The organism is Alicyclobacillus hesperidum (assembly GCF_900107035.1).
Lineage (GTDB): Bacteria > Bacillota > Bacilli > Alicyclobacillales > Alicyclobacillaceae > Alicyclobacillus > Alicyclobacillus hesperidum.
Map to the genome: position 1 here is coordinate 42,456 of NZ_FNOJ01000005.1, position 26,370 is coordinate 68,825.

The 26,370-nt window shown below is 54.5% G+C and carries 32 protein-coding genes; 1 reads left to right on the forward strand and 31 read right to left on the reverse strand.

Translation table 11 applies throughout. From position 1 onward, the window contains the following. Positions 1-142: 142 nt before the first annotated feature. The 29 genes from spoIVB to BLU70_RS05355 all read right to left on the reverse strand — a co-directional run bounded on the left by spoIVB (position 143) and on the right by BLU70_RS05355 (position 22,883). Entirely contained in the window at positions 143-1,420 is a 1,278-nt protein-coding gene (gene spoIVB, locus BLU70_RS05210; RefSeq protein ID WP_074692513.1) for a SpoIVB peptidase, read from the reverse strand. A gap of 92 nt (positions 1,421-1,512) precedes the next feature. Then, a complete protein-coding gene (gene recN, locus BLU70_RS05215) occupies positions 1,513-3,204 on the reverse strand; it encodes a DNA repair protein RecN (protein WP_006446635.1) in 1,692 nt (563 codons plus the stop codon). A 7-nt stretch (positions 3,205-3,211) separates the two neighbouring features. Continuing rightward, the gene (locus BLU70_RS05220) at positions 3,212-4,063 is read right to left on the reverse strand and encodes an NAD(+)/NADH kinase (protein WP_040289228.1); all 852 of its coding nucleotides are present in this window, start codon (positions 4,061-4,063) and stop codon (positions 3,212-3,214) included. A gap of 16 nt (positions 4,064-4,079) precedes the next feature. Continuing rightward, a complete protein-coding gene (locus BLU70_RS05225; protein WP_006446637.1) occupies positions 4,080-4,580 on the reverse strand; it encodes a hypothetical protein in 501 nt (166 codons plus the stop codon). A gap of 41 nt (positions 4,581-4,621) precedes the next feature. Next, positions 4,622-5,452, reverse strand: coding sequence for a TlyA family RNA methyltransferase (locus BLU70_RS05230; RefSeq protein ID WP_074692516.1), 831 nt, complete (start codon positions 5,450-5,452; stop codon positions 4,622-4,624). Positions 5,453-5,471: 19 nt separating this feature from the next. After that, the gene (locus BLU70_RS05235) at positions 5,472-6,056 is read right to left on the reverse strand and encodes a CNNM metal transporter family protein (RefSeq protein ID WP_058094514.1); all 585 of its coding nucleotides are present in this window, start codon (positions 6,054-6,056) and stop codon (positions 5,472-5,474) included. Positions 6,057-6,844: 788 nt separating this feature from the next. After that, a complete protein-coding gene (locus BLU70_RS05245) occupies positions 6,845-7,720 on the reverse strand; it encodes a polyprenyl synthetase family protein (protein WP_074692629.1) in 876 nt (291 codons plus the stop codon). A gap of 5 nt (positions 7,721-7,725) precedes the next feature. Continuing rightward, on the reverse strand, positions 7,726-7,974 hold the full coding sequence (gene xseB / locus BLU70_RS05250) for an exodeoxyribonuclease VII small subunit (protein ID WP_006446641.1): 249 nt from the start codon (positions 7,972-7,974) through the stop codon (positions 7,726-7,728). Further along, the gene (xseA, locus tag BLU70_RS05255; protein ID WP_074692519.1) at positions 7,928-9,331 is read right to left on the reverse strand and encodes an exodeoxyribonuclease VII large subunit; all 1,404 of its coding nucleotides are present in this window, start codon (positions 9,329-9,331) and stop codon (positions 7,928-7,930) included. Before xseA ends, xseB begins: the two co-directional genes overlap by 47 nt. Next, on the reverse strand, positions 9,324-10,190 hold the full coding sequence (locus tag BLU70_RS05260; RefSeq protein WP_074692523.1) for a bifunctional 5,10-methylenetetrahydrofolate dehydrogenase/5,10-methenyltetrahydrofolate cyclohydrolase: 867 nt from the start codon (positions 10,188-10,190) through the stop codon (positions 9,324-9,326). The genes xseA and BLU70_RS05260 overlap by 8 nt, the downstream gene beginning before the upstream one ends. 100 nt (positions 10,191-10,290) lie before the next feature. Further along, positions 10,291-11,256, reverse strand: a complete 966-nt coding sequence (locus BLU70_RS05265) for an NAD(P)/FAD-dependent oxidoreductase (RefSeq protein WP_052012284.1) — start codon at positions 11,254-11,256, stop codon at positions 10,291-10,293. A 167-nt stretch (positions 11,257-11,423) separates the two neighbouring features. Beyond that, positions 11,424-12,419 (reverse strand): tRNA (adenosine(37)-N6)-threonylcarbamoyltransferase complex transferase subunit TsaD, encoded by a 996-nt coding sequence (locus tag BLU70_RS05270; RefSeq protein ID WP_074692526.1) that lies wholly within the window; start codon positions 12,417-12,419, stop codon positions 11,424-11,426. Continuing rightward, positions 12,403-12,882 carry a transcription antitermination factor NusB gene (gene nusB, locus BLU70_RS05275; RefSeq protein ID WP_420168236.1) on the reverse strand — a complete coding sequence of 160 codons (480 nt, stop codon included), beginning with the start codon at positions 12,880-12,882 and terminating at the stop codon, positions 12,403-12,405. Before nusB ends, BLU70_RS05270 begins: the two co-directional genes overlap by 17 nt. Further along, complete coding sequence (locus BLU70_RS05280) at positions 12,879-13,109, reverse strand: DUF2273 domain-containing protein (RefSeq protein WP_006446647.1); 231 nt, start codon at positions 13,107-13,109, stop codon at positions 12,879-12,881. The genes nusB and BLU70_RS05280 overlap by 4 nt, the downstream gene beginning before the upstream one ends. After that, entirely contained in the window at positions 13,106-13,651 is a 546-nt protein-coding gene (amaP, locus tag BLU70_RS05285) for an alkaline shock response membrane anchor protein AmaP (protein WP_040289234.1), read from the reverse strand. Before amaP ends, BLU70_RS05280 begins: the two co-directional genes overlap by 4 nt. Before the next feature lie 17 nt (positions 13,652-13,668). Next, positions 13,669-14,100, reverse strand: a complete 432-nt coding sequence (locus BLU70_RS05290) for an Asp23/Gls24 family envelope stress response protein (RefSeq protein ID WP_040289235.1) — start codon at positions 14,098-14,100, stop codon at positions 13,669-13,671. A gap of 52 nt (positions 14,101-14,152) precedes the next feature. Then, complete coding sequence (accC, locus tag BLU70_RS05295) at positions 14,153-15,496, reverse strand: acetyl-CoA carboxylase biotin carboxylase subunit (RefSeq protein ID WP_040289236.1); 1,344 nt, start codon at positions 15,494-15,496, stop codon at positions 14,153-14,155. A 66-nt stretch (positions 15,497-15,562) separates the two neighbouring features. Further along, positions 15,563-16,039 (reverse strand): acetyl-CoA carboxylase biotin carboxyl carrier protein, encoded by a 477-nt coding sequence (gene accB / locus BLU70_RS05300; RefSeq protein WP_040289304.1) that lies wholly within the window; start codon positions 16,037-16,039, stop codon positions 15,563-15,565. A gap of 134 nt (positions 16,040-16,173) precedes the next feature. Continuing rightward, positions 16,174-16,752, reverse strand: coding sequence for a SpoIIIAH-like family protein (locus BLU70_RS05305; RefSeq protein ID WP_040289237.1), 579 nt, complete (start codon positions 16,750-16,752; stop codon positions 16,174-16,176). Positions 16,753-16,777: 25 nt separating this feature from the next. Beyond that, positions 16,778-17,233, reverse strand: coding sequence for a hypothetical protein (locus tag BLU70_RS05310; protein WP_006446653.1), 456 nt, complete (start codon positions 17,231-17,233; stop codon positions 16,778-16,780). A 2-nt stretch (positions 17,234-17,235) separates the two neighbouring features. Beyond that, positions 17,236-17,772, reverse strand: coding sequence for a stage III sporulation protein AF (locus tag BLU70_RS05315; protein ID WP_083341163.1), 537 nt, complete (start codon positions 17,770-17,772; stop codon positions 17,236-17,238). Then, positions 17,769-18,989: a stage III sporulation protein AE gene (gene spoIIIAE / locus BLU70_RS05320; protein WP_237716428.1), complete on the reverse strand. Its 1,221-nt coding sequence runs from the start codon at positions 18,987-18,989 to the stop codon at positions 17,769-17,771. The genes BLU70_RS05315 and spoIIIAE overlap by 4 nt, the downstream gene beginning before the upstream one ends. Before the next feature lie 16 nt (positions 18,990-19,005). Continuing rightward, the gene (gene spoIIIAD / locus BLU70_RS05325; RefSeq protein ID WP_006446656.1) at positions 19,006-19,392 is read right to left on the reverse strand and encodes a stage III sporulation protein AD; all 387 of its coding nucleotides are present in this window, start codon (positions 19,390-19,392) and stop codon (positions 19,006-19,008) included. A 9-nt stretch (positions 19,393-19,401) separates the two neighbouring features. Beyond that, positions 19,402-19,605, reverse strand: coding sequence for a stage III sporulation protein AC (spoIIIAC, locus tag BLU70_RS05330; RefSeq protein WP_040289238.1), 204 nt, complete (start codon positions 19,603-19,605; stop codon positions 19,402-19,404). 51 nt (positions 19,606-19,656) lie between these two features. Further along, positions 19,657-20,172: a hypothetical protein gene (locus BLU70_RS05335; RefSeq protein ID WP_052012274.1), complete on the reverse strand. Its 516-nt coding sequence runs from the start codon at positions 20,170-20,172 to the stop codon at positions 19,657-19,659. Positions 20,173-20,185: 13 nt separating this feature from the next. After that, positions 20,186-21,178: a stage III sporulation protein AA gene (gene spoIIIAA / locus BLU70_RS05340; RefSeq protein ID WP_074692532.1), complete on the reverse strand. Its 993-nt coding sequence runs from the start codon at positions 21,176-21,178 to the stop codon at positions 20,186-20,188. 258 nt (positions 21,179-21,436) lie between these two features. Beyond that, the gene (locus BLU70_RS05345) at positions 21,437-21,718 is read right to left on the reverse strand and encodes a YqhV family protein (RefSeq protein WP_006446661.1); all 282 of its coding nucleotides are present in this window, start codon (positions 21,716-21,718) and stop codon (positions 21,437-21,439) included. Positions 21,719-21,853: 135 nt separating this feature from the next. Beyond that, entirely contained in the window at positions 21,854-22,411 is a 558-nt protein-coding gene (efp, locus tag BLU70_RS05350) for an elongation factor P (protein ID WP_006446662.1), read from the reverse strand. A 31-nt stretch (positions 22,412-22,442) separates the two neighbouring features. Next, entirely contained in the window at positions 22,443-22,883 is a 441-nt protein-coding gene (locus tag BLU70_RS05355; protein ID WP_040289239.1) for a type II 3-dehydroquinate dehydratase, read from the reverse strand. A 107-nt stretch (positions 22,884-22,990) separates the two neighbouring features. On the opposite strand from BLU70_RS05355, the gene BLU70_RS05360 reads away from it, so the two are divergent. After that, positions 22,991-23,575, forward strand: coding sequence for a histidine phosphatase family protein (locus BLU70_RS05360; protein ID WP_040289240.1), 585 nt, complete (start codon positions 22,991-22,993; stop codon positions 23,573-23,575). Here BLU70_RS05360 and gcvPB read toward each other — a convergent pair. Continuing rightward, complete coding sequence (gene gcvPB / locus BLU70_RS05365) at positions 23,531-25,009, reverse strand: aminomethyl-transferring glycine dehydrogenase subunit GcvPB (RefSeq protein WP_074692535.1); 1,479 nt, start codon at positions 25,007-25,009, stop codon at positions 23,531-23,533. The two genes, BLU70_RS05360 and gcvPB, sit on opposite strands and share 45 nt — an antisense overlap. Further along, complete coding sequence (gene gcvPA, locus BLU70_RS05370; RefSeq protein WP_006446666.1) at positions 25,006-26,361, reverse strand: aminomethyl-transferring glycine dehydrogenase subunit GcvPA; 1,356 nt, start codon at positions 26,359-26,361, stop codon at positions 25,006-25,008. The genes gcvPB and gcvPA overlap by 4 nt, the downstream gene beginning before the upstream one ends. Positions 26,362-26,370: the final 9 nt, after the last annotated feature.

Genomic DNA, 26,370 nt, shown 5'->3' on the forward strand with positions numbered 1-26,370 from the left:
CTAAAGATTCGACGGCAAAACGTACACTCCTGCCAAATCTATGTAATACTTTTCGTGTCGATATATGGCTTTTCGACAACATTCGACAAGGACCATCTTGGATGGCCCTTGTCGTGCACCGAATTGCTTTCAGGAGAGTCGTTTATACAGCCTTCGCCGGACCACTCGTAAGCGCTGTCGAAGCAGGTTCCTCGTCGTGCCCGGTATGATGCAACATCCAGTAGGCATACACGCCATATCCACGCGTAGGGTCTGAAACAAACACATGCGTCACGGCTCCGACGAGTTTTCCATCCTGCACGATGGGACTGCCACTCATACCCTGAACGATACCACCAGCGGTGGACAACAAACGAGGATCTGTCACTCGCAAAATCAGACTCTTGGTCGAAGGCGTACGCTGTCGTGATGTGTTTTCAATTCGGACTTGAAATGGCTCCACCTTTTGCCCGTGCAAAACCGTATAGATAACTGCCGGTCCCGGGTGAACCTGCGTCGGCAGCGCGACGGGTATAGGTTCACGCAAGCCTCCAGTGGCATGGCAAGCCGCGACATCAAGCTTCCCAAAGATGCCATATGGTGTGTTCTCCGCGATATGGCCTAGCTCACGGCTGGAATGTACAAACATCCCCTTTTTTTCACCCGGCTCCCCTATTTTACCCGCCTGTACCCCCGTGATCACAGCAGGATACATGGCGCCCTGCCCAACAATAGGCCGCCCCGTGTCGACATCACTAATCATGTGTCCAAGCGCTGCAAATGCGCCCGTTTGGGGATTATAAAAGGTCAAGGTTCCAACACCGACCGTCTTGTCTCGAACATAGATGCCCAATTGCGATCCGTTAGCAGTTGCTGGAACAGGTACAACCACATCCCGTTTGCGCTGGCCGCGCTGAATGGTCAGAACGATTGATCCTCGCTTATCGCGTATCGCTTGTTGCAATTCAGTCGCCGTACGGACGGGATGTTTGTCGACAGAAAGGATCATGTCACCAATTTCCACGTGTGCATTGGCTGCGGGCGACGACCCATCGGATGTTCGATGAAACCCGACAACAATGGGGCCCATGGACGACAGACGGATCCCCACAGCCTGTCCACCGACGATCACCCGTTCCGCTTGCTCTACATGAACGTGTGTGTGCCAAGGTATGAGTCCGAATACACGATTTTGAATATCGACTTCACCAGGCTGTTGCGACGAAAGATCGACAAATGTCGGATGGGAAAAATCAGAACGCGTTTGCTCTGGGGAATGAATGATTCGAAAACCACTCGTTCGAGGTACCAAGATATCATCGTCGGTCGTCATATCGATATTGGTCGGCAAGGTTTCCAGGTGCCGAACCGGTGGCGCAAAGCAAGCAAGTGTAACCGCAATCAAACTGGCAAACTTCAGCGCACGCAACCAACCCGCCATGGTTCGTTCCCTCCCCTTGGACATGACACCTCGTGCAGCGTAATCCTAAGGTGCCCGCGGCGGGCCGATCTATAACGTAAAAAAGCTCCCACCTACTTCGCGATGGTGGTCCCTCTTCGGAAGCTTTCCAATAGTGCACGTGCATGGCGCACTGCCGTTTCATCCGAGACGCCAGCCCCGAGCAATCGCCCGATCTCCAACGCCCGTTCGCGCTCTTCGAGCTGGCGAACACGCGTCGAAGTCGCGTTAGCGACCACTTCTTTATGAATTTCAAAATGCACATGCCCCGCTGCGGCCAACTGGGGTGAATGCGTCACACATAAGACTTGTTTGTCGCTACCCAGTTCCCGCAAAAGCTCTGCAACACGTTGCGCCGCATCACCGCTCACACCCGTATCGATCTCGTCGAACACGAGCGTCTCGACTTGCTCGATATCGGCGACAACGACTTTGACAGCCAATAGCGTGCGCGAAAGCTCCCCGCCCGATGCAACTTTTTGCAGTGGCAGTAACGGCTGACCGAGATTTGCACGAAAAAGAAACTCAATGTCGTCCATACCATCCTCAGACCGTGCGCTGTCCTGCCAATGAACAGCAATTTCACACTGAGCATCCGTCATTTGCAGCCGATGTAACGCCTCGTTGACTCTGACTTGCAGCCGTTTCGCCGTCTCAACACGCGCATCGTGCAGTCGGCGTGCAGCTTCGATATATTGCGTTTCCATCACCGTCACTTGTTCTTCAAGAGTGGCGAGACGCTGTTCATGCGATTCGAGCTCAGCAAGCTTCATCTTCATGCGTTGTAAATACTCGGCGATCTCGGCTGCGGTAGCGCCATATTTGCGCGTCAGTCCCCGCAACTCGGCCAACCTGTCTTCAATCTGTGTTAAACGAATTGGATCGACATCCAGGCGTCCCGCGTAACGGCTCACCGTAAACGCAGCCTCTTCAACCTGGATTTTTGCAGCGACGATCAATTCATGGATTTGGCCAAACTCCTGCACACGTTCAGCCAATTCGGCAGCTTCCTGCTCCGCTATCGTCAACTGCGCTATGGCTCCACTGCGCGGATCGTCCAGGCTGTTGGCCAAGACGTCGACATGCCCTCGAAGTTTTTGGGCAGCCAAGAGACGTTGTCGTTCTTCGCGAAGCTCGTCGTCTTCTCCGGCGACAACGCCCACCCTTTCAATTTCTTCGATTTGAAAGCGACACATGTCGATCTGTTGCGCCCGCTCCCGTTCAGTCACCTGCGTCTGTGCCAACTCCCGCACAAGCGATTGCCATGCTAGATATGCTGAAGCAGTCGCATCCAATAGTTCTCCATGTCGGCCGTAGAGATCCAACAAGCGCCGCTGATAAACAGGCGTGACTAACGCAACCGATTCGTGTTGATCTTGCATTTCGACCAGAGCTTGGCCAACCTGGCGCAACATCTGCACGGTGGCCGCACGTCCGTTGATCCGGCACTGGGAGCGTCCGTTTGTGTACACCGTACGCGAGACCACGAGCACGTCGTCATAGTCGATTCCCCATTGCTCCAACAGCTCTACACAGGCCGAATTCCGGCCGACGGCAAACACAGCTTCAATCAGCGCATGGTCCGCCCCCACCTGCACGATTTGAGAAGACACCCTTGCGCCGAGTACCGCGCGCGTCGCATCGAATAAAAGCGACTTCCCAGCTCCCGTTTCGCCTGTGAAGACATGGAGTCCCTTGCCAAACGTGAGCCGCAATTCGTCAATCAGGACAAAATTGCGAACATACAACTCAATAAGCAATGCCATTTCCTCCTCACATAGCAGAGGACGGATCATTGTGGAGTTTGTTTCGCAGTACATCAAAAAATTCGCGATCCGGCCATCGAACCAGCGTCGCATCGTACGGTGCCTGTCGGATCAAGACTTCATCGCCCTCTTGCAACCAAATACCCTCTTGCCCATCGACGGCGAGTGCTACGTCGCGATGTCGCGCATGTACGGTGAGACGGACGACAGACGACGAGTCGATAACACACGGACGGGAAAACAGTGTATGCGGACAAACTGGGGTAACGAGCATCACTTGTAAGTGCGGACTCACAATCGGTCCGCCACAGGACAGAGAATAGGCTGTGGACCCGGTAGGTGTCGATATGATGACACCATCCCCCGTGTACGTATCCACGTATACATCGTCGACGTAAACGTCAAGAGTCACCATGCGTGCAAACGATCCCTTGCCGATGCCCGCATCATTGAGCGCCGTGAATTTCGCGACTTCTTTGAGGTCGCGATACACAAAGGCTTCAAGCATTAATCGGTTTTCTAAATGGTAATCTCCGTCAACGATGCGACGAATAGCCGGCTCTAGTTGGGAAGGTTCAGATTCCGTAAGAAATCCTAGATGTCCTACATTGATGCCAAGTAGCGGAATGTGATATGGCGCTAGCTGACGCGCAACCCCGAGCAGTGTTCCATCGCCGCCAAGAACAATAGCCAATTCTGCTGTCTTGACCTGCGAGTTACTCGCAATAATGTCTGTGTCGTGAGCGACCGAGACGTCGATCACGCCAATGCCGGCTCGTTCCAATTGCTCAGTGACATCATTGCGAACCGAACACGCTTCGGCCTTCTGCGGATTATACAAGAGAGCAATTTGGCGCAAATGTCCTCCCCCATCCCTACATGCGGTGAAGCCAAGCGAACACGACAAGAGCACCACCACTAAGCCAAGCCAGATTGTGCAGCCATTGTCGCATTAGTTGACGCCGCGGTTTGGCAATCGAAAATTCGGCACGCTGAATTCGCTCATGCAACACATCGACAAAGAGCACACCGTGGACACCAAGAATCACAGTAAGAGGAAAATATTTTTCATTCACTTCAGTTTCTGGTACCTTCTCTAGCGTTACAAACACAGCATACTCGCGTCCATTTTTACGCGCAATGAAGTCGGCGCTCATGGAATAACTCCATTGTGAATCGTCAACCCAACCAACGTATTCCGCCTTGCCTTCGATCCGCAGAATATCGTACCCATTTTCTTCAAGCCACTTGCGCGCAACCGATTTCAGGCCATCGACACCAACTTCGCGATCACGATAGAGCCATTCGCGACACAAGGAGCGAATGACGATGCCAACACAGATACACGCCGCCAGCAAAGCCAAGCCCGTCAGCATGTGACAGCCAACTCCCAACCGTCACCCAGATTTATGGCTGGTCAACCTGGCTCCCTTCCCTCGCTTCCAACAGCGTGCCATGCAGAATCGACGAGGTCAGAACAGCGCGATCTCCATGTAGCGGTTTGCTCTGGACTCGGAAACATTCGCCACCATGCAAGAAATTCAATATTTCCGTCGCCACCTGAAATTGGAGAGTAATCGAGCCCCCAACAGGACCAGCCGAGTGTTGTGACATGATCCAGCATGTCCAACAACACGTCGAGATGAACCTGTTTGTCTCGGACAATCCCCCCCTTGCCGACTCTCCCCCTGCCTGCTTCAAACTGTGGCTTAATCAGACTGACGATATCAGCAACAGGATTACATACCTCTGCTAACTTCGGAAATAGCAATTTGGTCGAGATGAACGAAACGTCCATCACAGCCAAATCTGGAGTCGGATCGAATAACACTGGATCGGCATGGCGGAAATTGAATCGCTCCATCACGCGGACGCGATCGTCTTGGCGCAACGACCACGCCAATTGCCCATATCCGACGTCGACTGCATAAACCAAGCGCGCCCCGTGCTGCAAGAGACAATCCGTGAAGCCACCCGTCGAGGCTCCAACATCGATAGCGACGCGATCCACAACGGGTATACCAAAGGTCGTCAACGCCCGTTCCAGCTTCAACCCACCGCGCGAAACAAATTGATGCGGTGGCCGCTTCACCGTAACCTGTCGTTCCGGGTTAATTTGCGTCCCCGGCTTTTCGACACGCACGCCATCGACATCGACAAGACCGGCCATCACAGCCCGGCGCGCCGCCTCGCGGCTTGGAAAGTCACCCCGTTCATGTAAAAAGACGTCCAATCGAACCTTGGTCATGGTGTCTTCCTTTCTTGCCTCACGTCCGATTTGTCCGCCGCAGCCGGGCCGGATTGCGCCCGACAAGAGCGACTGTCTCCCACACACGTGCGGCAAATAGGATAATGGGCGTCGGTGAGTGAATAGCCACGGTCTTTCCCACGGCCTTGCCTCCGACCGTCAGGGCAGTAATGACAGCCGTAATTCCAATTTTCCACGCTTCTTGTGCCCAGCCCTGCGCGTGCACAGCAAGTAATACCTGCACGCTGACAGCCAGTGCGCCAGCCCCGCTCAAAACACCCGCGATATCGCCAATCACATCACTACATACGCTCGAAACTTTCTCTGCGTTGCGTACAATGGCGATGGCACGACGGGCACCGTAAACCCGCTTAGATGCCATCGCATGGAACGGCGTCTCCCGCGCCGCAGCTGCCGCCATACCAAGCATGTCGAACAAGGCGCCGATACAAACGATGAGCAGTACGATCACGGCTCCGATGTACCAACTCGTCTGATTTAAAAAGATTGTAGACGTATCGAAAACCGCACTGATGGGCAAAGTCAGTGCGGCGATAGTCCAAACAAATTTGAAATTGGCTGACCTCGAACCGTTCTTCTTCATCGAAACCTCGCTTAAAGCTGGGTTCTCACGCACCTATGTAATGAAATCAAAGGGTGGCAGTTTCCTGAGTAAACGCTGTGGCTTAGGTCCAGTAGGTTTTCCCAAGCGTTCACCGAGACGTCGCCGTCACGGTGGTTTCCCATTATGAACACCTTGACAGCGTCACCGACTGTCAGACTGGATTACCACTTAGTCCACACTATAATCCTCAGAAAACCTCGCCTTGTAGCGAACAGTCTAGGCGTTTTCCGCAACAGCCGCGAACGCGCCCTAGCCTCTTTTGCAGTACGGATTTCACCCAGCACCGGCGGCATCTCCGTGGCCGCGGGACGCCGCCTGAATTCCTGGGATCCTTCAGCACCACTTCAAGGCAGGCTACACTGCACACAGATTGCCTCCGCATGCAGGTTCATACCCCAAGCCATAACCCTTCCCATGGATTGCGAGCTACGCACTTGGGCCTCCGCGAAAGCTGGGTTAGTCTCCGCATGCCATTGCGGGCTACCCAACTTTCTTAACTCCCAGCATAAGCCCAAGGCTGGGCGCCCCAAGCCAACACCAGGAACTTCATCGATGTGCCCTTTGACGGATTTTTAGCCCCGCCTTCAGGCGCGGACGGCTGACTAGAATACTGCGCCACCCAATGACAATCGCAAGCACATTGTCATAGACCGAAAGCGACTTTACATGTTTGTATTATAGCACATCATAAGGCCAATACCTGTAGTCGTCTTCTGGAGTGTTACGCAAATCTGAGATGAGACGGCAACTGTTGGCGTTTTACAGTGTCAATGGGAACGAACGAGTACAAGCGATTGTAATTCCGCTAAGTACGGAGAATGAATCCCACACCTGTGCAATGCTTCTTGCCCGCGGGCGATGGTCTCCTCAGCAAGGCGGCGGGTTTCCTCAATTCCTATGAACCGCGGATAGGTCAGCTTGCCTTCCGCCTCGTCCTTGCCGGCAGTCTTGCCCAGTTCGGAAGTTGAACCCACGACATCCAACACATCGTCAACCATTTGAAACGCAAGTCCCAAAGCCTCTCCATAGGTCGAAAGGGCTTCTTGTGCTTTTTCATCTAGATCTGGAAACAAACTCCCGATCTCCACTGCAGCCTGAATCAAGCGCGCAGTCTTGTGAAGATGAATAAACTGGACATCCGTTAACGTCCCCTGTCCACCGGTTCGCTCGACGTCGACCGCCTGTCCGCCGACCATACCGTCTGCTCCCGCACGCGAAGCCAGGATTTGAATCATGCGCAACTGCCGCTCAGCAGGAACTTCTGGTATGGGCCTGGCCAATAAGGCAAACGCTTCAGTGAGCAACCCATCGCCTGCGAGTAATGCTATGGCCTCGCCGAACACCACATGGTTGGTTGGCTGTCCACGTCGCAAACTGTCGTCGTCCATACAAGGCAGGTCGTCGTGAATCAACGAATAGCAGTGTATCATCTCCAAAGCCGCCGCTGCCGGCAACACACGTTGGAGTTCCACGCCAAATGTCTGGGCCGTCGCCATCAGTAACGCCGGGCGGAGACGCTTTCCATCTGCCATCAAACTGTAATTCATCGCTTCATACAAACGCGTCGCCAGACCGTCCGTGTGAAGAAGACCTTGCAAATACGCTTGTAACTCTGTCTTGCAGAATTCCAAATAGGACCCCATGTCGATCACGCCCTTTCCTCGCCTGCAGGTGTTTCTTCCACCGCATCGAGGGTAAGCTGCTCTAACTGGAACTCCGCTTTGTCTAACTGTTCACGGCAGAAGGCAACCAACCGCATCGATTCCTCGTACGCGCGTATCGATGCGTCAAGCGGCAAATCGCCGGCCTCCAACTTGCGGACGATTTCCTCAAGTCGTTGCATCGCTTGTTCAAATGTCAAGTCTAATTTGCTCGTTTCGTTCTCGTTTGCTACCATGCCGTTTCACCTCCGCTTGGACGATTCCATCGGCTACCTGGATTTGAATGTCTCTGCCCGGCGTCAGTTGTTCGACGCTCGCCAGCACGTGACGACCGGCTTCATCGAGTACCAAACTGTAGCCGCGCCGCAAGACCGCCAAAGGATTTAACGCCTCAAGAGCCGCAATGGTTCTGTCGAGATCGGCTTGTGACCGCGCCATGCGCGCCCGCAAAACCTCGCCCAGTCGACTTTCCAACCGCTCAATGCGATGGCGAGACGCCCCGACACCATGTCGCAAATCGACCCGATGCAGGCGGCGTTCAAGCTCGTCGAGGCGCCGCCGGGCTTGGGCTGTCGGGCGCCGAAAAGACTCGCGCAGCCTGCCTTCCAAAAAGTCAACGGCCTGACGCTGAGGCATCAACAGACGAGATGGGAAGCGAAACAGCGGTCGATTTTCGAACTGTTGCAGCGTTCTGCGATACAACTGTACCTTTGCCGCAACGGCCGCCTGCGAACGCGCTAACGCCTGCGACAGTTGCAACTGTAAATCTCGTCGGTGCGGCGCTACCAACTCCGCCGCCGCGGTCGGTGTCGCCGCGCGAACATCTGCGACATAGTCGCAAATGGTGACATCAGTTTCATGCCCGACCGCGGAGACAATCGGAACCGGAGACCGTGCGACGGCACGAGCCACCTCTTCTTCATTGAATGGCCAGAGTTCTTCGAGCGATCCACCGCCGCGCCCCACGATGATGACATCTACCGGCTCCGACAACTGCCATAGTCGTTCTAAGGCCGCGACAATGGTACGGGCTGCGGTAACGCCCTGTACCTGGGCTGGTGCCAAAATCACACGGGCCAGCGGATAGCGGCGCTCCAAGGTCGTACAAATATCGCGTATCACCGCACCTGTTGCGGAAGTTACAACGCCGATCCGCTTGGGATACGCTGGTAGCTTCCGCTTTCGCTCGGCGGCGAATAAGCCTTCCGCTTGCAGTTGATTCCTTAACTGCTCAAACCGAACATATAACGCCCCGATGCCATCAGGCTGCAAATCGTCCACATACAACTGATACTGACCATCGCGATCGAACACGCTGACCGTGCCCAGTGCGATGACTCGCATGCCATCTTCCGGCTTAAACCGCAACCTACGGTTCCGCCCGGCAAACATCACGGCTCGAATGCGGCTGGTTTCGTCCTTTAAAGTAAAGTACATATGGCCGCTAGAATGGTGTTTGAAATTAGAAATTTCCCCTGCCACGTAACACTGTGCAAAAGTTGGGTCCGTCTCAATCCGGCGCTTAATCCGCAGGTTGAGCTCAGTAACCGTAAAAACCGTCGCTGACGAGGGCGATCGCGCTGCTTCACTCATCGACGTCCCCCCTCATTCCACGCCTCTGCTCGCAAAGGGAAACCGCATTGGCGACGAGCATGGCTACAGTCATCGGCCCGACGCCGCCCGGGACCGGCGTGATGGCACTGACCAGAGGCGCGACGTGCGCAAAGTCGACATCACCAATTAAGCGGCCATCGACGCGATTCATCCCAACATCAATCACGGTCGCTCCTGGTTTTACATGCTCTTTGCCGATGAGATGCGGTACACCTGCAGCCACGACAAGTACATCTGCTTGTCTCGTGTAGGTTGGCAAGTTAACGGTCTGACGATGGCATTGTACCACGGTGGCACCACGCGACAATAGCCATTGCGCTGTGGGCCAGCCAACCAACCGACTACGACCGACGACGACCGCCGTTTGACCCGCAATGGGTACACCAGTGAAATCCAAGAGCCGAGCAATGCCTGCTGCCGTGCAAGGCCAAACCGACGGGGCGCCACGGCTGGTCAGTCCGAGGTTGATCGGGTGCAGACCGTCGACATCCTTTTCGGGCGCAATGGCCTCCAGCACGCGTTCCGCGTTCAAATGCGGGGGCAACGGCAGTTGAACGAGAATGGCATCCACGCTGTCATCCTCGTTCAACTGCCCAATGATCTGAAGCAGCTCGGATTCTTCTACATCGGCGGGCAATTCGCGAATCACTGCATGCAGTCCCAAATCCATGGCCAATTTGCGTTTGCTGCGCACATATGAGGCCGAAGCTGCATCATCCCCGACGAGGACAAGCGTTAAACCAGGCACAACGCCTTGCCCGCGCAAGCGCTGTACGCGTTCTCCCACATCTCGCTTCACTTCAGCTGCGACCTGTTTACCATCGATGATTTGCGTCACATGTCACACCTCCATCCGACACCTAACATGTACAAATTCGGAAACGAGCAGGGGCCGTCTCACCCGATCACGCATCCGAGCAAGACAGCCCACTCTCGTTTTAGCGACTCATACTTGTGCTGTGACCCGGGAACAACTTGGCCTGCGGGTCGATAAACGTCTTGGCATTGTTGACTGCCGTCGGTGCTTCTCCAAAGCCAGTCGCGATGAGCTTCAGTTTACCAGGATAGGTGACCACATCGCCGGCCGCGTATACACCCGGAATGTTGGTCTCCATTTTCGAATTGACGACGATGTCATTCTTCTCGATTTCAAGCCCCCACTCTTTAATCGGTCCGAGCGAAGCGGTAAATCCGAGGCCGCTGACAATCGCATCAACTTCGATGGTCTCTGTCTGCTTCGTCTGGTTATTCACGATTACCGCGCGCTCTACCCAGTTGCCGCCTTGCACGTCGGACAGTTCGTAGAACGTCTTAATCTGGATGCGCGACTCGTAAAGCTGCCGCACACTTTCTTCGTGTGCGCGAAACTGATCCCGGCGGTGAATCAACGTGACAGAGGCGGCTACTTCTTCGAGCATTAGTGCGTAATCCACCGCAGAGTCGCCGCCACCAATGACCAGAACATTTTTGCCGCGGTAGTTTTCGACTTTATCAATATAATAGGCAACGCCACGCCCCTCAAAATCCTTAGCCGTCGGAGCCGGCAGAGGCCTTGGTGAAAAAGCACCAATACCTGCGCAAATGATGACTGCACGACCGATATGCACAGATTTGTCCGTATGCAGTTCGAACAAACCATCTTCACGACGAACGAGGGTTTGAACCGACTCGTTTAGGTGGATGCCCGGATTGCGCTCCATCGCTTGTTCAATCAATTGATCGACAAGTTGACGAGCGCGAATTTTCGGAAATCCGGCGACATCGTAAATAAATTTTTCAGGATACAACGTAGCCAACTGCCCACCCAATTCCGGCAGGCTATCGATAATTTTGCATGTACAATTGCGCATACCGCAATAAAATGCCGCAAACAGTCCGGTTGGACCGCCGCCGATGATCAGCATGTCTGTGACGTTTTCTTGGACAAAAGCCTGATTTGACAACGTGAAACCTCCTTAGTCAACGTAAAAACACACTTGCGCTCATTATACAAGAGACAGAAAAAAAAGACTACGAAAACCTATGTGTTTTGTCGACAATTCGGTCTTTGCCAACTTGTTTACCCGGTTTTTTATGCATGAATTCGCCAATATCCGATTTGCGCTACCCCAAGCGCATTGTCGCGCGCAAATAGAGACGGTGCAAACGCGATATGCACGTTCCGCAAACGCCTGCCCAGTCGGGCGACGACTTCTCGTTGAATCTCTCGGTTCGCGGCGACTCCTCCAGCGATGAGTACATGAGCGAGTGGATCGCGATGTGTCCGTATCACATACTCGACAGATTTGGTAAGTGCACGAGCAATACACGACTGCACAGCGCGAGCTACGACTGGACCGGGTACTCCCTGCTCTATGGCCGTGAGCGCCTTCGTCAACGGCCCGGAAAAGCTCATTCTGGCACCGCGCACAGGTGCAGGCAACTCGAATTGATCGGTGAGATGAAGATCAACTCGACTCAACGCTTCAAGATGTGGACCGGCTGGGAAAGGCAACCCGAGAGCCACACCGACGCGATCGACAAACTGTCCCACATGCAGGTCCGCCCCTTCGCCGACTCGGACAATTTGATAGCCAAAGGGGGTACGCTTGGCAACCATGACATCACACGTTCCACCAGAAATATGGATAGCTACGAATGGAGTTGGTGGCATCGGCTCAAAATATTCTGCCGCCGCCAGGTGACCTTCCTGATGGGATGTACGTGTCATGGGAATGGAAAGCATCTGGGCAATGGCAAGCCCAAACGAAGCACCCGCGTGAAAGGCTGGCATGTAGGAAGTCGCCCACGGTCGCGGCCGCACACTGGCCGCGACATGCACAAAGCGCGGCTCTATCCCATCACGTGTGAGTTGATCCTGCAAGGCCGCCATCATTTTGGGCAGATTTTGTACGTGTTGAAATACGACTTCGGACTGGCGCAGACCCTTCGCGCCATTCGCGACACGTAAAAGCGTTCTGGATTCGGCGAGCATTTTTCCATCCTGAGCATCGATAGCACACAAAGACGTCGTATAGTTGCTCGTATCGATGCCAAGCACACACGCTACTTTACGACGGCTCGCCATCTACCGGTTCGACCTCCACATCAGAAACCTCTTCCGTAGGCACATCACGTTCACGCGCAATGGTCGGCAACACTTTCGCAAGAACGCCATTAACAAACTTCCCTGACTGCTCTGTCGCGTACCTTTTCGCTAAGCGAACCGCCTCATTAATAGCACTTGCCATCGGAATCTCTGGCTCATACAGCAACTCAAAGACAGCGAGCCGCAACACGTTTCGCTCCACGCGACCAATCCGCTCCGGCGACCAACGGTCCATACTTCCGGCAAGAACGCCATCGATCTCATCCAAGTGCTCCATGACGCCTCGTACAAGCCTCGTCATATAGTCCACATCGGCGTCTGTATAGGACTTGTCCTCCAAAACAAACGAAACGGCGTCGATCACGCCGCTATCGCTCAGGTCAATTTGATACAAAGCCTGCAACGCACACTCTCTAGCTTCATGTCGAGTCAAGCAAGTCACTCCGTATATCGATCTGAAAGTAGTTTATCCAAAATCTCGCGCCATGATTGATTCTCTTCGAGCACGCGACCAACCATGTAACCCATTGCAGCGAGTACCGCCAGCAACAGTGTGCGCCAGAAACCGAACAGAAGCCACAAAATCCAAAGCACAACCCCTACGAGCAGGCCGTGATAGCGCCGGGGCCAAGCCCGAAATGCCGCAATCGCGCGACGCAACGCGTTCATACGCCGCTCCACGCCTTACCTGAACGCGCACCGCCAGCCAACTCCGTCACATGCACGAGTACGCGCTCCACCACGACGCCCGTCGCCCGCTCGACATATTCTTTCACGGCTGTCTGCGCATCCCGGCTCAACTGCGCAATATCGACGTCAGGCAACACCTGCATCCGCACCAGAATCAGGATTCCCTCCTGCCCCTGGCGAATTCGCGAGTCAAACGACTCCGCACCTTTGAGTTGCGACCCCCGACGATTGGCGAGTTGGCGCAAGGTATCATAAGAAATCCGAATTTGGCCATGATCCCCCGTCAGCGCAACGTACTCCGCCGTCTGCATACGCGATAGTCGATAAAACAAAAAACGGAGCGACAAAAGGGCTGCCACGACTCCGACGACAATTGCCACCATGTTATAGGGCACGGTCAATAACTCCGTACTCAACCACGTGACGGAGATCACGTTGGCGCCGACCAAAGCCAGCACCACGCCAACAACCAAACCGATTACGGAGAACAAAAACAACAACAAACGATCCAACAGGCTCATGCTATCCCCCCAACGGGTCAGAGGCCCGGACTTCGCTCAGTACTAAGAATTTGATCCGCATCGGCCGTTTTTGCGTCTCCGTCCGATTGAAACGCGACCCCTACGACGTGAACGTGAACCGCGACGACCTTTAGACCAGTCATCCCTTCTACCGCCGCTTTGACCCGCTCTTGAATTTGATATCCTGTATCAGGAATGTTGACACCAAACCGGAGCGAAACCGAGACGTCAATCGTACATGCCCGTTCGTTTTCTACGAACTGAACTTTCACGCCCTTCGACAGGTTTTTACGACCTGTCAACGATTCCGTCAAGCCGCCCGCAAACGAACCGCTCATGCCCGCTACGCCCTCGACCTCGCTCGTCGCGACGCCAGCAATAATTTGCACCACTTCGTCTGCAATATGGACGGAACCTCGATCTGTCAGTTCGTACTCCATGTCAGCCACGCTTATCACACTCCTGATTATCGTTGTCCCTTCATCCTATGACAAGCTTCGCCTAAAGTATGTGATTCTCCTCCAAGAAGCGAGTCGTCACATCCGCACTGCGAAACTTCTCGTTCTGCATCAGGGCGATGTGAAACGGAATGGTTGTCCGAACGCCATCGATTTCATACTCGTCCAAAGCGGCGAGCATCCGAGCAATCGCTTGTTCGCGCGTGGGCGCCCAAACGATGAGCTTTGCCACCATTGAATCGTAAAACGGCGGGATTGTATAGCCTTGATAGCATGCTGAATCGACACGAACACCCGGTCCCGACGGCGGTAGATACGTTGTGATGGTTCCGGGAGACGGTGCGAACTGCCGCAATGGATCTTCAGCGTTGATTCGACACTCAATTGCATGTCCACGAAGTCGGATGTCCTCCTGGCGCACCGACAACGGCTCGCCGGAAGCCGCGAGAATCATTTCGCGAACGAGATCGACACCGGTAACCCATTCGGTGACCGGATGCTCAACCTGAATACGCGTGTTCATTTCCATGAAATAAAAATCGCCATCGTCTGTATAAATAAATTCAATGGTGCCCGCGCCTACATAGTCGACTGCACGCGCAGCCGCAACCGCAGCCCGCCCCATTCGTTCGCGCACTTCATCGCTCAACACAGGACAAGGAGACTCCTCAACCAATTTCTGCAGACGACGTTGCACCGAGCAATCTCGCTCTCCAAGATGGATTACATTCCCGTGACGATCCGCCAAGATTTGAATCTCAACATGCCGCATGCGCTCAATGTACTTCTCAATGTAGATGCCACCGTTGCCAAACGACGCCTCCGCCTCGCGACGAGCCGCGTCGACCGCCTGCCGCAAGGCTTGTTCATCGCGCACCACGCGGATGCCGCGACCACCGCCGCCAGCCGTCGCCTTGATAATCAGCGGATAGCCTATTGCATTTGCGATATCCAACGCTTCCTGTAGGCTTTCCACAAGCCCATCACTGCCAGGAACCGTTGGCACCCCAGCCTTGCGCATGGTTTCTTTCGCTGCCGATTTGTCGCCCATCTGTTCGATGGCCTTCGGACTTGGCCCGATAAACGTGATGCCGCACGCTTCGCATGCCTCAGCAAAATCGCTGTTTTCCGACAAAAAGCCATATCCCGGGTGTACAGCGTCCACTCCGCGCAACGTCGCCACAGAAATTAAACTTGGAATATGTAGATAGCTAAGTTTTGGCGCCGCAGGCCCAATGCAATACGCCTCGTCGGCGAGACGAACGTGTAAAGCGTCCTGATCTGCCGTCGAATAGACAGCGACCGTCTCGATCCCCAACTCGCGGCAAGCGCGAATGACGCGGACAGCGATCTCGCCGCGATTAGCCACAAGTACACGTTTAAACATACCGCGTTGCCCCTTGTCGAAAATTCAAAATGATGTAGAACAGGCCACGCCTCCTGTGGTAACTCCTCAGGCACGGCGAACTTTGAACAGCGGTTGCCCATACTCAACCAGTTGGCCGTTCTCGGCCAAGACCTCTATGACTTCTCCAGACACTTCTGCCTCGATCTCATTCATCAGTTTCATCGCCTCGATAATGCAGACGACGGTCTTGCTGGTCACTTGTGAGCCCACTTCGACGAAAGGCGCCGACTCAGGCGACGGAGCACGATAAAATGTGCCGACCATCGGCGACGCAATCACATGAACATCTGCACTTTGCAGTTCCTGTGCTTGCGAGTGAGTCGCCTGCGTAGCGGCAGGGGTCGGCGCCGGCGCAACCGGAGCAGCAAGGTTCGGCGCGGACTGTACTGGCATGTACGCAACCGCCTCCGGTGCCGCCTTTTTTAGTTGCAGCTTTCCATCTTCAAATTCAATATTGATTTCACTTAAACTACTTTCATCCAAAAGACGAATCAGCTCGTGGATGTCTTCCAATTTCAGCAATTTGTTCTCTCCCCGATCCATATCTCGTAAATGCTCGTCCAAGTATACCATAGCTTTGACCGTACCTCTAGGTTCCTTGAACATGAAAACAGCCGCCGCATCGGCTGTCGATGCTGGCGGCGCACAAGCACGCTTTACGCATGGGGCTTAACAGAGATGTTCAGAATGGATACGTCGAGTTGCTGACTGACGACATTCATGATTTTCACTGCATCTGCCCGCGAGATGTCTTTAGCCTGAACATAGACTGTAAAGGTCTTCTGATCCTTGTCCGGCTCAATTACTGCGTTTGCGTAGCCTTCTGCCAGAACCGCCTGTGTCGCCTGTTGGAGGCTGTTATACAGAGATTCTTCATTGCCGAGGGCCTTTTGTGCCTCTGCAATTTGGGATTGTGACGCATTGTTATTGGCAATCACCGACTGATAATTGCTGATGCGCTGACTGATTTGGTTATTGACCAATGTCTGCAAAGAGTTATACCAGTTGCCCGTTGAAGTCATACCCGTCTCACTAGAACTGTTGCTTGGTTGGTTGTCCCCCGACTGAGTCTGGGCGCTATTGCCCGTATCTGGAGTCGTTACGACCGTGGTCGTGTTCGAAGTTGTCGGGGTTGTCGTCGTCGGACTTGCTTGATTATTCATGGTGTAGTACCCGATGAGCATCAGCGATAGTACCATCATCGTAGACAACCACACTGTTTGCCGCTTTACCATGCTATACATCCTCCTAATCTAGCGTCTAGTCTCCCTTTTGAGGTTCCACACTAATCTTATATGCAGGCACGTCCAACACATTCGTAATTGCGTCCACGATTTCGGTTTTGGCGGTAAAAAAATTATCCGCAGCGACCGTGACCAGCACTCCAGCGACACCAACCCCGGTGCTGCCGCTGCCGGCGAGGTTGCCTTGGTTAGTCAGTACGACCATCACATTGACCGCGCGCACTCCTTGTATCTTGGCGAGTATCGCATCGAGTTCGTCGTCGTAATGCCGCTCGATCGGTGCTGCTGGCAAGGGATCGGACGAATTTGCAGGACTCAATGCATTGGTGAACGACGTAGACGTTGAAACCGGCAGAGCGCTTGAAGTGTTCGCTGGATGCGCTTGCACCATCGATCCGACAACCAGCATGAGCACACCGACGGCAGCTACGAAAAGCAGCCATTTTTGTTTCCAAAGCTGTTGCCAATCCAACCTCATCGCCCTCCATCGTCGACGACAAGCACCTGATCCGATTCAACGCCAAGTGCTTCAGCGATTGTCTGCCCGATCTCGCCGCTCCAAGGTGTCCCGTTTGCTTGGATTGCCACGGTAACGCTGAGCTTCGCGGGATTCATCGCGTTTTCTACTTGCACATTTGTCACATACTTCGCCAAATTCTCCGGTAAAGCTGCCTTCGCTTCCTGTGCCAGATACTTGTCCGCATCCAGGCTCTCCTCCTGATTGAGTGCGGCGGCATACCCACGAGCCGTAGCGGATCCATCGTCCACATTCGTGGCTTGCGTCGCCGACGTGTTACCAAACAAGGCTGCAGAAGCCTGGGTAGCCAACTGTGATGGCCAATTGGATCGCAGCATCGGCACCAACGGGCTCAGCATGGCGGCGATCATCGCAACGCCCAGTACGCTTCGAACGTATCTCACAAGCACCCTTGTCGGAAGTAACATTTCGGCAATCCCAGCCAACATGGCAATTGCCACGATTTGTTTCAGCCATTCCCCTAGCGCGGTCACGCGGTCATCACCGCCAGATTCGCCGATGCGAGGAGAATGCAAATAGCGAAGAAAAACATCAGGGCGACACCCGCGACACAGGCAAAGACAAGCACCATGGTCTTGCCTAAGGCCCCCAGACAGGTGACGATGGGTGTCTCGCCAAGGGGTTGCATTAAGGCAGCGCTACCGCCGTACATCGTCGCCACTGCGAGGATCTTTAACGCCGGGAAGACGGCGATGAGCGTGATGATCACTAACCCTGCGACGCCAACCGCGTTCTTCACCAACAGCGAGGCACTCAATACCGTCTCGGCCGCGTCCGAAATTGCTTTGCCCACCACTGGTACGAATGTACTGACCCCAAGTTTCATCGTCCTAAGCACAACACCGTCAACGATGCCTTTACCAGCACCTTGTACGGTTGATATGCCAATGAACACAGCCAATCCAAAGCTGAGGACAGCGACACTGACGGTTCGGATCAATCCCGCTAAGCGAGATAATGTGTAGCGAACCGATAGGGCACTCGTGAGATCGAGAACAGCAGCAAAAAAGATCAACGGGAAGACCACGTAAAACACCAAGTTGCTGACGAAGTGAACGGTAAATAACAGCATCGGTTGGAAGAAAGCGGCGGACGCAAGCGAGCCAGACGCAGCCAGTAGTGTCACGGTGAGCGGCACGGTTGCAAGCATGAAATGATTCATGGTTTCAATCGCATGGCGAGCTGCACCAATGGTCTCGATGAGCGAGTGGGCGACCAGTGCGATGAGCACAAAACACACGACCATATCGGCCAATTCGCTGATGGACTCCTGCTCGAACGACGTTTGCAAGGTCTTTAGCACGGCGCCTGCAACACACAGGATGAGAATGCTACCCAAGAGCCCTGCGTCATCGACTAGTTCCTGAAAAAAATAGCGTAAGAGACCGTGTGTCACAGAGACGAAATTAGGGGGGCCATTGTGCAGGATCGATTTCACCAGACCTGGCCCAGACAGATTCGGCAAGTAACCACCGTACTCATTTAACAGATCTTGCCAGTATTCATCGATCGTCCGGGTCGGCAGGTGATCCAGTTGCGTCTGCGCCGCCTGTTGTATGGCGCTTTGTGCCTGAGCTTCCGCCTGGGTCAAGGAGGGGGCTGTCGTATCCGCAGAGACAATCGTCACTGGAACGATCAGCACCAGAAAACAGCACACGACGCACGCACACATCATGATGATCCGCCGCACCCCCGCTCCCTCCTTCTCACGGCAACAAGTGTACGATGGTCTGCACGACATCCGTGAAAATCGGAAGCGCAAGTACCACAATCCCCACTTTGCCCGCCAGTTCAATCCGCCCGCCAAGCGCTGACTCCCCCGCATCCCTGGCCACCTGTGCTGCAAATTCAACGATATAGGCGATGCCAATAATTTTGAGAACAGTAGTCAAAAACGTCTGGCTTATCTTGGCATCCGTCGCCATACCGCGTAACTCCTGCACCACACCAGTCAACGAGTGCACGACCATCCACAGCAAGACAGCACCAGCAAAGATGCTGATAAGTGTCGCAAACTGCGGCGAGTGTTGCCGCAAAATGGTCGCTAGAACCGTGGCGGTTAAGCCAATGCCAACCAATTGGAAGATGTGCATTGGCCTCACCTACTGCAGCAAAAATACACTGGTAATTTCATGATACAAGTGATCGACGTAGCCAATGACGATGGCAAATACAGCAACAAGGCCAGCCAACGTCGCCCAGTGCGCAAAATCCTCTTTGCCGCTTTGCTTAAGCACGGTGTGAAAAATGGCTGCGATAAAGCCTACTGCAAAAATTCGAAAGATGTCCCGAATCTCCGGTGACACCGCGTCGCCCCCCCATCTCCCCATCCACAGGCCAAATTCCTCGAAACAATCTCAATAGAGTAGAATGACAAGCAGAACGCCGGCGAGGACACCAAGATATTGCCAAAGGCGAGCACTTCGCTCAGCCTCTTCCCGAGCCTGTACCTCGGCCTGTTCAAGCGCCTGTGCCGCAAGCTGAAACTGTCCATGTAAATGCACCGCATCCATCGTGGCCAAGGATGCTGCCACGCCATCCAACGGATCGAAATCGGACGATCGATACGCACTTTCCGACGCGACGCTCTGTGCTGCGGCAGCAAACGATTCGGCGACACTACGTCCGTCTTCCTGCAGGTGTTTCGCAGCCGTAACAAACCACTTGCCACATGCGCCTCCACTATTCTGACCGACATCGATAAGGGCTCGTGGTAAGGGTTTGGCATGATACTCCACTTCCGCTTGCAGTTGTTGCACCGCTTGTAAAAGACGGCGCAGTTCGCGTGGGCGCTCCCGATACGCATGTGCCATGCGAAACCCAATGAGCGTGGTCGCGAAGACGATGATCACGGACCCAACTAGTTTCAACACGCGATGCGCCCCCTCAAGTCAACGAACGGCCGTCTCCGTCCAGCACGCACTCGATTGTGCCGGGGCCGCGCCGCCGGCTGAGTATGATGTAGCGTGCAAACGCGTGCGCCTGAAACAGTTCTTCCATGTGTGGTCGTCTGCGCCAGCTTGCCAGCGACGAGGCGTGAGCGGTAGTGATGACCGCAACCCCCGCATTGGCCGCCTCGAGTATGGCCTCGACGTCTCCGTGCTTGCCAATTTCGTCGGTGACGACAATATCGGGCGAGAGGCTGCGAATCGCCATGAGTAGGCCTTCTGCTTTCGGGCACCCGTCCAAGACGTCGGTCCGCGGACCGAGGGCAAACTGTGGACGCCCTTCGAACATGCCTGCAATTTCTGAACGTTCGTCGATGATGACGACTTTGCTGGGAGACCTGCGCCGTGTGACAAGATTTTCGCTCCACTGGCGAGCTATGTCGCGAACCAACGTCGTTTTTCCACACTGCGGTGGTGAAATCACCAGGGTCGACAACGGGTGCCCATCTCCGCGATCCGCCAACCACGGCCGCAGGGGTGTCGCCATCCCTGGATGGGCGCGGGCGATGCGAATATTGAGCGATGAGATGCTGCGAATGGAGCGAATGTGTCCGCCATCCGTGACGATACGACCGGCAACGCCGATGCGATGGCCTCCAGGCAACGTAATGAACCCCTTGCGCAACTCCTCTTCGACCGCGTACAGAGAAAACTGTGTAACTTGCTGCATGACGTGCTCGAGAGCGGCTTGCGACAGCACGGCAGCGGCTGGCGGCATCAGCGTGAGTCCACCGCCTTGTTTCAGGTATTGACTATTTACTCCAAACCGTAATTCGATTGGCTGGCCAATCCGCAGGCGAACTTCCTCAAGCTCAGCCAAAATGGTGTCGTCGAGGGCAAGGAGTAAGCGCTGAAGATCGACCGGAAGCACAGCAAGGGCCTGATTCCAGCCATCCGTTTCCTGAGGTCGGAATGGCGGCGGGATCGACATCGTTGTCCACCTCCCATCTACTGCAATATATATGGACAGGGGTACAAGCATATGCGAACAATCGCCGGAAACACGAACGGTTTACCGCTCACTTGCATTGACTGAAGGGAGAAGGTTGGGGAGGTAGCGCCGTGGATGTCTCAATCATGATCCGATGGATTGTCGTGTTTCTGATTATTTTCGTCTTGTTGATGGCGCTCGTTTTCAGCTTGCTCAAAAAGAAAGCATGACCGTCAGACCTGCTTGCCGCGAGGTGATTCAAGGACGCGAGCCATATAAAACCAAACCCACTCCAATCACGACGAGGGCCATGCGCCACAGTCTCACCTCGCCCGCAAGCCCGGTCAGCCCGAGCGCAGTCACGGAAACGAGAATGACAGGCCCCACCAAGGCCAGCAGCCCATTCACTTGCAGAGCACGTCCGACCGTGCCATACCAGAGCATGGCGAAACAACCGGTCAACTCGCAAAGACCGGACAAGAAACGCAGAGCGGCCATCGGATAGACCCATTTTTCGATATCACCCAAGTTGCCAAACATGTAAACATGCCTCCTTTGCCTGTACATATGCGCGGGATCCTGTAAGCATGTCTGTGCTGGGCAACAATATAAAGACAAACAAAAGAGCCGCATGAGGAGACCCGTGCCTCCTGCATGCGGCTTATCACCTTTCGATTACGCACGTGATACATATTCGCCTGAACGCGTGTCGATGATCAACCTATCGCCAACGTTCACAAAGAACGGAACTTGTAGTGTATATCCCGTTTCGACGGTTGCCGGTTTACTTCCCCCCGTCGCCGTATCACCGCGAATACCAGGCTCCGTCTCGACGACTTCCAGCTCAACGGTGTTCGGCAAGTCAATGCCGATGGTCTCTCCTTGATACAGGACAATGTAGCAATTCATGTTCTCTTTCAAAAAGTTGAGTTCATACTCGAGCTGCGCCCGGCTGATGTTGATTTGCTCATACGTCTCCGTATCCATGAAGGTGTAATTCTCACCATCGTTGTAGAGATACTGCATCTCACGCGTCTCGATGTGAGCACGCGGCACCTTTTCACCAGCCCGGAACGTCTGTTCCTTGACGGCACCCGTTTTGACGTTTTTCAACTTGGTGCGTACAAAAGCCGCGCCCTTACCGGGTTTCACGTGCATAAATTCGATCACGCGCCAAATGGCTCCGTCGTATTCAATTGTGGTACCCGTCCGAAAATCATTACTTGAGATCATATGTTGGTAACCTCCACATCAATAGGCAAAATCACGGCCTCGGCTGACAAAGAGCGAGCGTCGCGTAGCGATACCCTTCTGTCCCCAGGCCAACAACCTGGCCGCGGACCACATCGCTCAACACGAGATGGTGTCGAAACGCCTCCCGTCGATGCACGTTCGAGATATGCACTTCGATGGTTGGGCGATCGATATCCTCCAAGCAGTCCCGCAAGGCGTAGCTATAGTGCCCAAACGCTCCTGGATTGATGATAATTCCGTGGGCGTTTGGGCCATAGGACTGCAGAAAATCGATCAGTTCACCCTCGTGGTTCGACTGTTTATCGACAACGCCATAGCCGTATGATGCCGCCGTATCGCGAACCATTTGCACGACATCCGCCAAGGTCCGGCTGCCGTAGGTTTCCGGTTTGCGGACCCCAAGACGATTTAGGTTTGGTCCGTTCACCAGCAGCAGATATGGCTCCGTCATTGGCGTATCCTCCCTTGTGTCCCAACCCTTCCAGCGCGAAAACCGCCATCATTGTATCACAGGCCTACAAAACCTTGCTATACTGGTCTCGCGAAGGAGGAAAGCTCATGGAAATCTGGCTCGTTCGCCACGGCGAGACCGATTGGAATGCCGAGGGCCGCGTTCAAGGATGGACCGACGTTCCGCTCAATGCTAGAGGGCGGCAACAGGCATCCCAACTGGCGCAATGCCTTAGGTCTATCTCATTTGCACATATTTACGCAAGCGATTTAACGAGGGCGCTGGATACCGCGCGCATTGTCGCCGATGCGGTGGGCGCTCCGATTACCCCGCTCGCTTGCTTGCGCGAACATCGATTTGGCCAAGCCGAAGGCTTGCTGCGACAAGAAAGCGACCGCAGGTTTCCCAATGGTGCGCCGGATCGCGAACCACCAGAAGCGTTGCAGGCTCGCGTTACACAGTGCCTACAAGACATTGCGAAGCGACACGCCGAAGGTCGCGTTCTCATCGCAACCCACGGCGGTGTCATTCGATCCATTCTCAATTGGTTAGGACATAGCCATCCGCCCATCGCGAACACGAGCATCACTCGGCTGCGAGCGCGCGCGAATGGCTTTGACATCCTAGGCGTCAACGAAACACCTCACTTAGACGGCGGATCCGCGATGGAACTGATATCGCAACACCGGTGAGCGCGCTGCCGTCACCTCGTCGAGGCGGCCGACAATCGTTCGGTGAGGCGCGGACTTCACCAACTCCGGATCGGTCGCCGCCTCCTCTGCGACCTGGCGCATGGCCGCAATAAATTGGTCGAGCGTCTCTTTGCTTTCACACTCTGTCGGCTCGATCATCAAACACTCGTCGACAATAAGAGGGAAGTAAATGGTCGGCGGATGAATGCCGAAATCAATAAGCCGCTTGGCGAGATCTAAGGTGCGCACGCCTTGCTGCTTTTGACGCGCACCTGATAACACAAATTCATGCTTACACGGACCAGCAAAAGGCGCTTCATAGACGTCGGACAATTGGCTGAGCAAATAATTTGCCGCGAGCACCGCCGACTCGGAAACCATCTTGAGCCCGTCCGGTCCAAGCGTTCGTATATACGCGTACGCGCGCACCAAGATCCCAAAGTTGCCGAAAAAGCCTTTGACCTTACCGATGGACAAAGGACGATCCCAGTTCCAATCGTAACGGTTGTTGTATCGAACAATCACGGGTTTTGGCAAGTAGGGTTCCAAGAACTGCTTCACACCAACAGGCCCTGCTCCCGGGCCCCCACCCCCATGCGGTGTCGAGAAGGTTTTATGCAGATTCAGGTGAACCACATCAAACCCCATGTCCCCCGGCCGAGCATATCCCAAAATGGCGTTCATATTGGCACCGTCGTAGTACAACAAACCGCCAGCCTCGTGAACGATGTTCGCAATTTCCAAGATATCCGACTCAAACAGGCCCAAAGTGCTCGGATTGGTGAGCATCAAGGCGGCGGTATCAGGGCCAACCGTCCTGCGCAAAACGTCGAGATCGACACGTCCATCCGCCCGCGAGGGAACCGTGATCACGCGCAAACCTGCCATACTGACGCTCGCCGGGTTGGTACCATGCGCAGAGTCCGGCACGATGACCTTATCGCGACCCACGTCACCACGGCGACGATGATACTCGCGAATCATCATCAGGCCGGTCCACTCGCCGTGTGCCCCTGCTGCAGGCTGTAAACTCACAGCATCCATACCTGTGATAGCCGCAAGGTCGTTCTGCAACTCGTACATCAACTGAAGCGCCCCTTGCACCGTTTGAGTTGGCGCAAGCGGATGGATGCGAGCGAAGCCATCCAGGCGTGCCGCTCGCTCATTGCGCTTTGGATTATATTTCATCGTACAGGAGCCAAGCGGATAAAAGCCGCTGTCCACGCCATGATTTTTTTGCGACAAGGCCGTGTAGTGGCGCACGACATCCAACTCGCTGACTTCGGGCAAGTTGGCTGGCTCACTACGCAAAAACGGGGCAAGCTCTTCTGCTCCACTTTCTGGTACATCAAGATCAGGGAGTGTGTAAGCACGCCGACCCGGACGGCTCCATTCAAAAATTAACGGCTCCTGCCCATCGCGCTGAATGGTCACGACGCGAGCACCTCCTTTAATCTTTGCACCATTTCGTCCATTTCTTCGCGAGTACGCATCTCTGTCACTGTAAGCAACACGCTATTCCCATATTGCGGATAATCCTGCGACAAATCGTAACCAAACAGATATCCAGCCTCCAGCATCGCAACCTGTACGTCCGCGACAGACTTTGGCAACTGTAGAGCAAACTCGTTGAAGAACGGCGTCGAAAACACGGGTTTTACACCATCGATCGCAAGCAGGCGATCTCGCAAGTAATGGGCCTTATGAAAATTTTGTTGTGCAAGTTCCTGCATGCCCGCCTTGCCCATGTACGACATAAACACGGTGGCCGCAAGTGCGCACAGCGATTGATTGGAGCAAATATTGGACGTCGCCTTTTCTCTGCGAATATGCTGTTCGCGCGCCTGCAACGTCAAGACAAAGCCGCGTCGCCCGTCAGCGTCTGTCGTTTGCCCAACGACGCGCCCTGGAATACGGCGCATCAAGGGTGCCTTCACAGCCATAATCCCGAGATACGGGCCGCCATAGGCCAAGCTGTTACCCAGGGACTGTCCTTCTGCGACGACAATGTCGGCTCCCAAGTTGCCTGGAGCCTCCAATAGTCCAAGGGCGATAGGGTACGTGTTGACGATTAGGAGTGCACCAGCACCGTGCGCCTTTTCGGCAATCGACCGCACGTCTTCGACGACGCCGAAGAAGTTTGGATATTGAATCATGACACCAGCCACAGTCTCGTCACAAAGGCCTTCATATGTCGCCATCTCGATTTGTCCACCATCAGCCGGCAAATAAAGAACTTCAACACCTTGTCCGGATGCGTATGTCTCCAGCACACGACGATATTCGGGATGGACGTTATCCGCAATCAACAGGCGATTGCGCCGCGTGTGAGCGCATGCCACCAAACCCGCTTCCGCAAACGCGGTTGGGCCATCGTACATGCTTGCATTCGCCAAATCCATGCCTGTCCATTCGGCGATCATCGTTTGATATTCAAAGATTGCCTGGAGCAATCCTTGACTCATCTCCGGTTGGTATGGTGTATACGAGGTGTAGAATTCAGATCGACTGACTATGGCGTCGACGACACTCGGCTGATAATGTTCGTACGCACCTGCCCCAAGGAAACTGACCAATTCACCCAAGTGCTGATTGCGCCCTGCCAAGCGCTCAAGATGCCGCGCCAGCGCCAGTTCTGACATCGCCGGCGGAATCGCAAGCGGCTGCTGCAAGCGAAGCGAATCTGGAATGTCGGCAAACAGCGCCTCCGTGCTGTCTAGGCCAAGTGCAGCAAGCATTTCCTCGCGATCCTCTCGCGTGTGAGGAATATACCCGAATCGATTCAAGACACAAAC

What these genes read in the sequence shown, in the direction of transcription:
- BLU70_RS05235 (WP_058094514.1), bottom strand. Translation starts at nt 6,056, where the DNA reads ATGAAGAAGAACGGTTCGAGGTCAGCCAATTTCAAATTTGTTTGGACT.
- BLU70_RS05225 (WP_006446637.1), bottom strand. Translation starts at nt 4,580, where the DNA reads ATGCTGACGGGCTTGGCTTTGCTGGCGGCGTGTATCTGTGTTGGCATC.
- spoIVB (WP_074692513.1), bottom strand. Translation starts at nt 1,420, where the DNA reads ATGGCGGGTTGGTTGCGTGCGCTGAAGTTTGCCAGTTTGATTGCGGTT.
- accC (WP_040289236.1), bottom strand. Translation starts at nt 15,496, where the DNA reads ATGTTTAAACGTGTACTTGTGGCTAATCGCGGCGAGATCGCTGTCCGC.
- spoIIIAD (WP_006446656.1), bottom strand. Translation starts at nt 19,392, where the DNA reads ATGCACATCTTCCAATTGGTTGGCATTGGCTTAACCGCCACGGTTCTA.
- amaP (WP_040289234.1), bottom strand. Translation starts at nt 13,651, where the DNA reads ATGAGCCTGTTGGATCGTTTGTTGTTGTTTTTGTTCTCCGTAATCGGT.
- BLU70_RS05305 (WP_040289237.1), bottom strand. Translation starts at nt 16,752, where the DNA reads ATGGTAAAGCGGCAAACAGTGTGGTTGTCTACGATGATGGTACTATCG.
- spoIIIAA (WP_074692532.1), bottom strand. Translation starts at nt 21,178, where the DNA reads ATGTCGATCCCGCCGCCATTCCGACCTCAGGAAACGGATGGCTGGAAT.
- BLU70_RS05230 (WP_074692516.1), bottom strand. Translation starts at nt 5,452, where the DNA reads ATGACCAAGGTTCGATTGGACGTCTTTTTACATGAACGGGGTGACTTT.
- xseA (WP_074692519.1), bottom strand. Translation starts at nt 9,331, where the DNA reads ATGAGTGAAGCAGCGCGATCGCCCTCGTCAGCGACGGTTTTTACGGTT.
- efp (WP_006446662.1), bottom strand. Translation starts at nt 22,411, where the DNA reads ATGATCTCAAGTAATGATTTTCGGACGGGTACCACAATTGAATACGAC.
- recN (WP_006446635.1), bottom strand. Translation starts at nt 3,204, where the DNA reads ATGGCATTGCTTATTGAGTTGTATGTTCGCAATTTTGTCCTGATTGAC.
- BLU70_RS05345 (WP_006446661.1), bottom strand. Translation starts at nt 21,718, where the DNA reads ATGTTTGGCAACTTGGGTGATATCGAAAAATGGGTCTATCCGATGGCC.
- BLU70_RS05360 (WP_040289240.1), top strand. Translation starts at nt 22,991, where the DNA reads ATGGAAATCTGGCTCGTTCGCCACGGCGAGACCGATTGGAATGCCGAG.
- BLU70_RS05355 (WP_040289239.1), bottom strand. Translation starts at nt 22,883, where the DNA reads ATGACGGAGCCATATCTGCTGCTGGTGAACGGACCAAACCTAAATCGT.
- BLU70_RS05245 (WP_074692629.1), bottom strand. Translation starts at nt 7,720, where the DNA reads ATGGGGTCCTATTTGGAATTCTGCAAGACAGAGTTACAAGCGTATTTG.
- BLU70_RS05280 (WP_006446647.1), bottom strand. Translation starts at nt 13,109, where the DNA reads ATGAACGCGTTGCGTCGCGCGATTGCGGCATTTCGGGCTTGGCCCCGG.
- BLU70_RS05265 (WP_052012284.1), bottom strand. Translation starts at nt 11,256, where the DNA reads ATGCTGATCATCGGCGGCGGTCCAACCGGACTGTTTGCGGCATTTTAT.
- xseB (WP_006446641.1), bottom strand. Translation starts at nt 7,974, where the DNA reads ATGGTAGCAAACGAGAACGAAACGAGCAAATTAGACTTGACATTTGAA.
- BLU70_RS05270 (WP_074692526.1), bottom strand. Translation starts at nt 12,419, where the DNA reads ATGGCGAGCCGTCGTAAAGTAGCGTGTGTGCTTGGCATCGATACGAGC.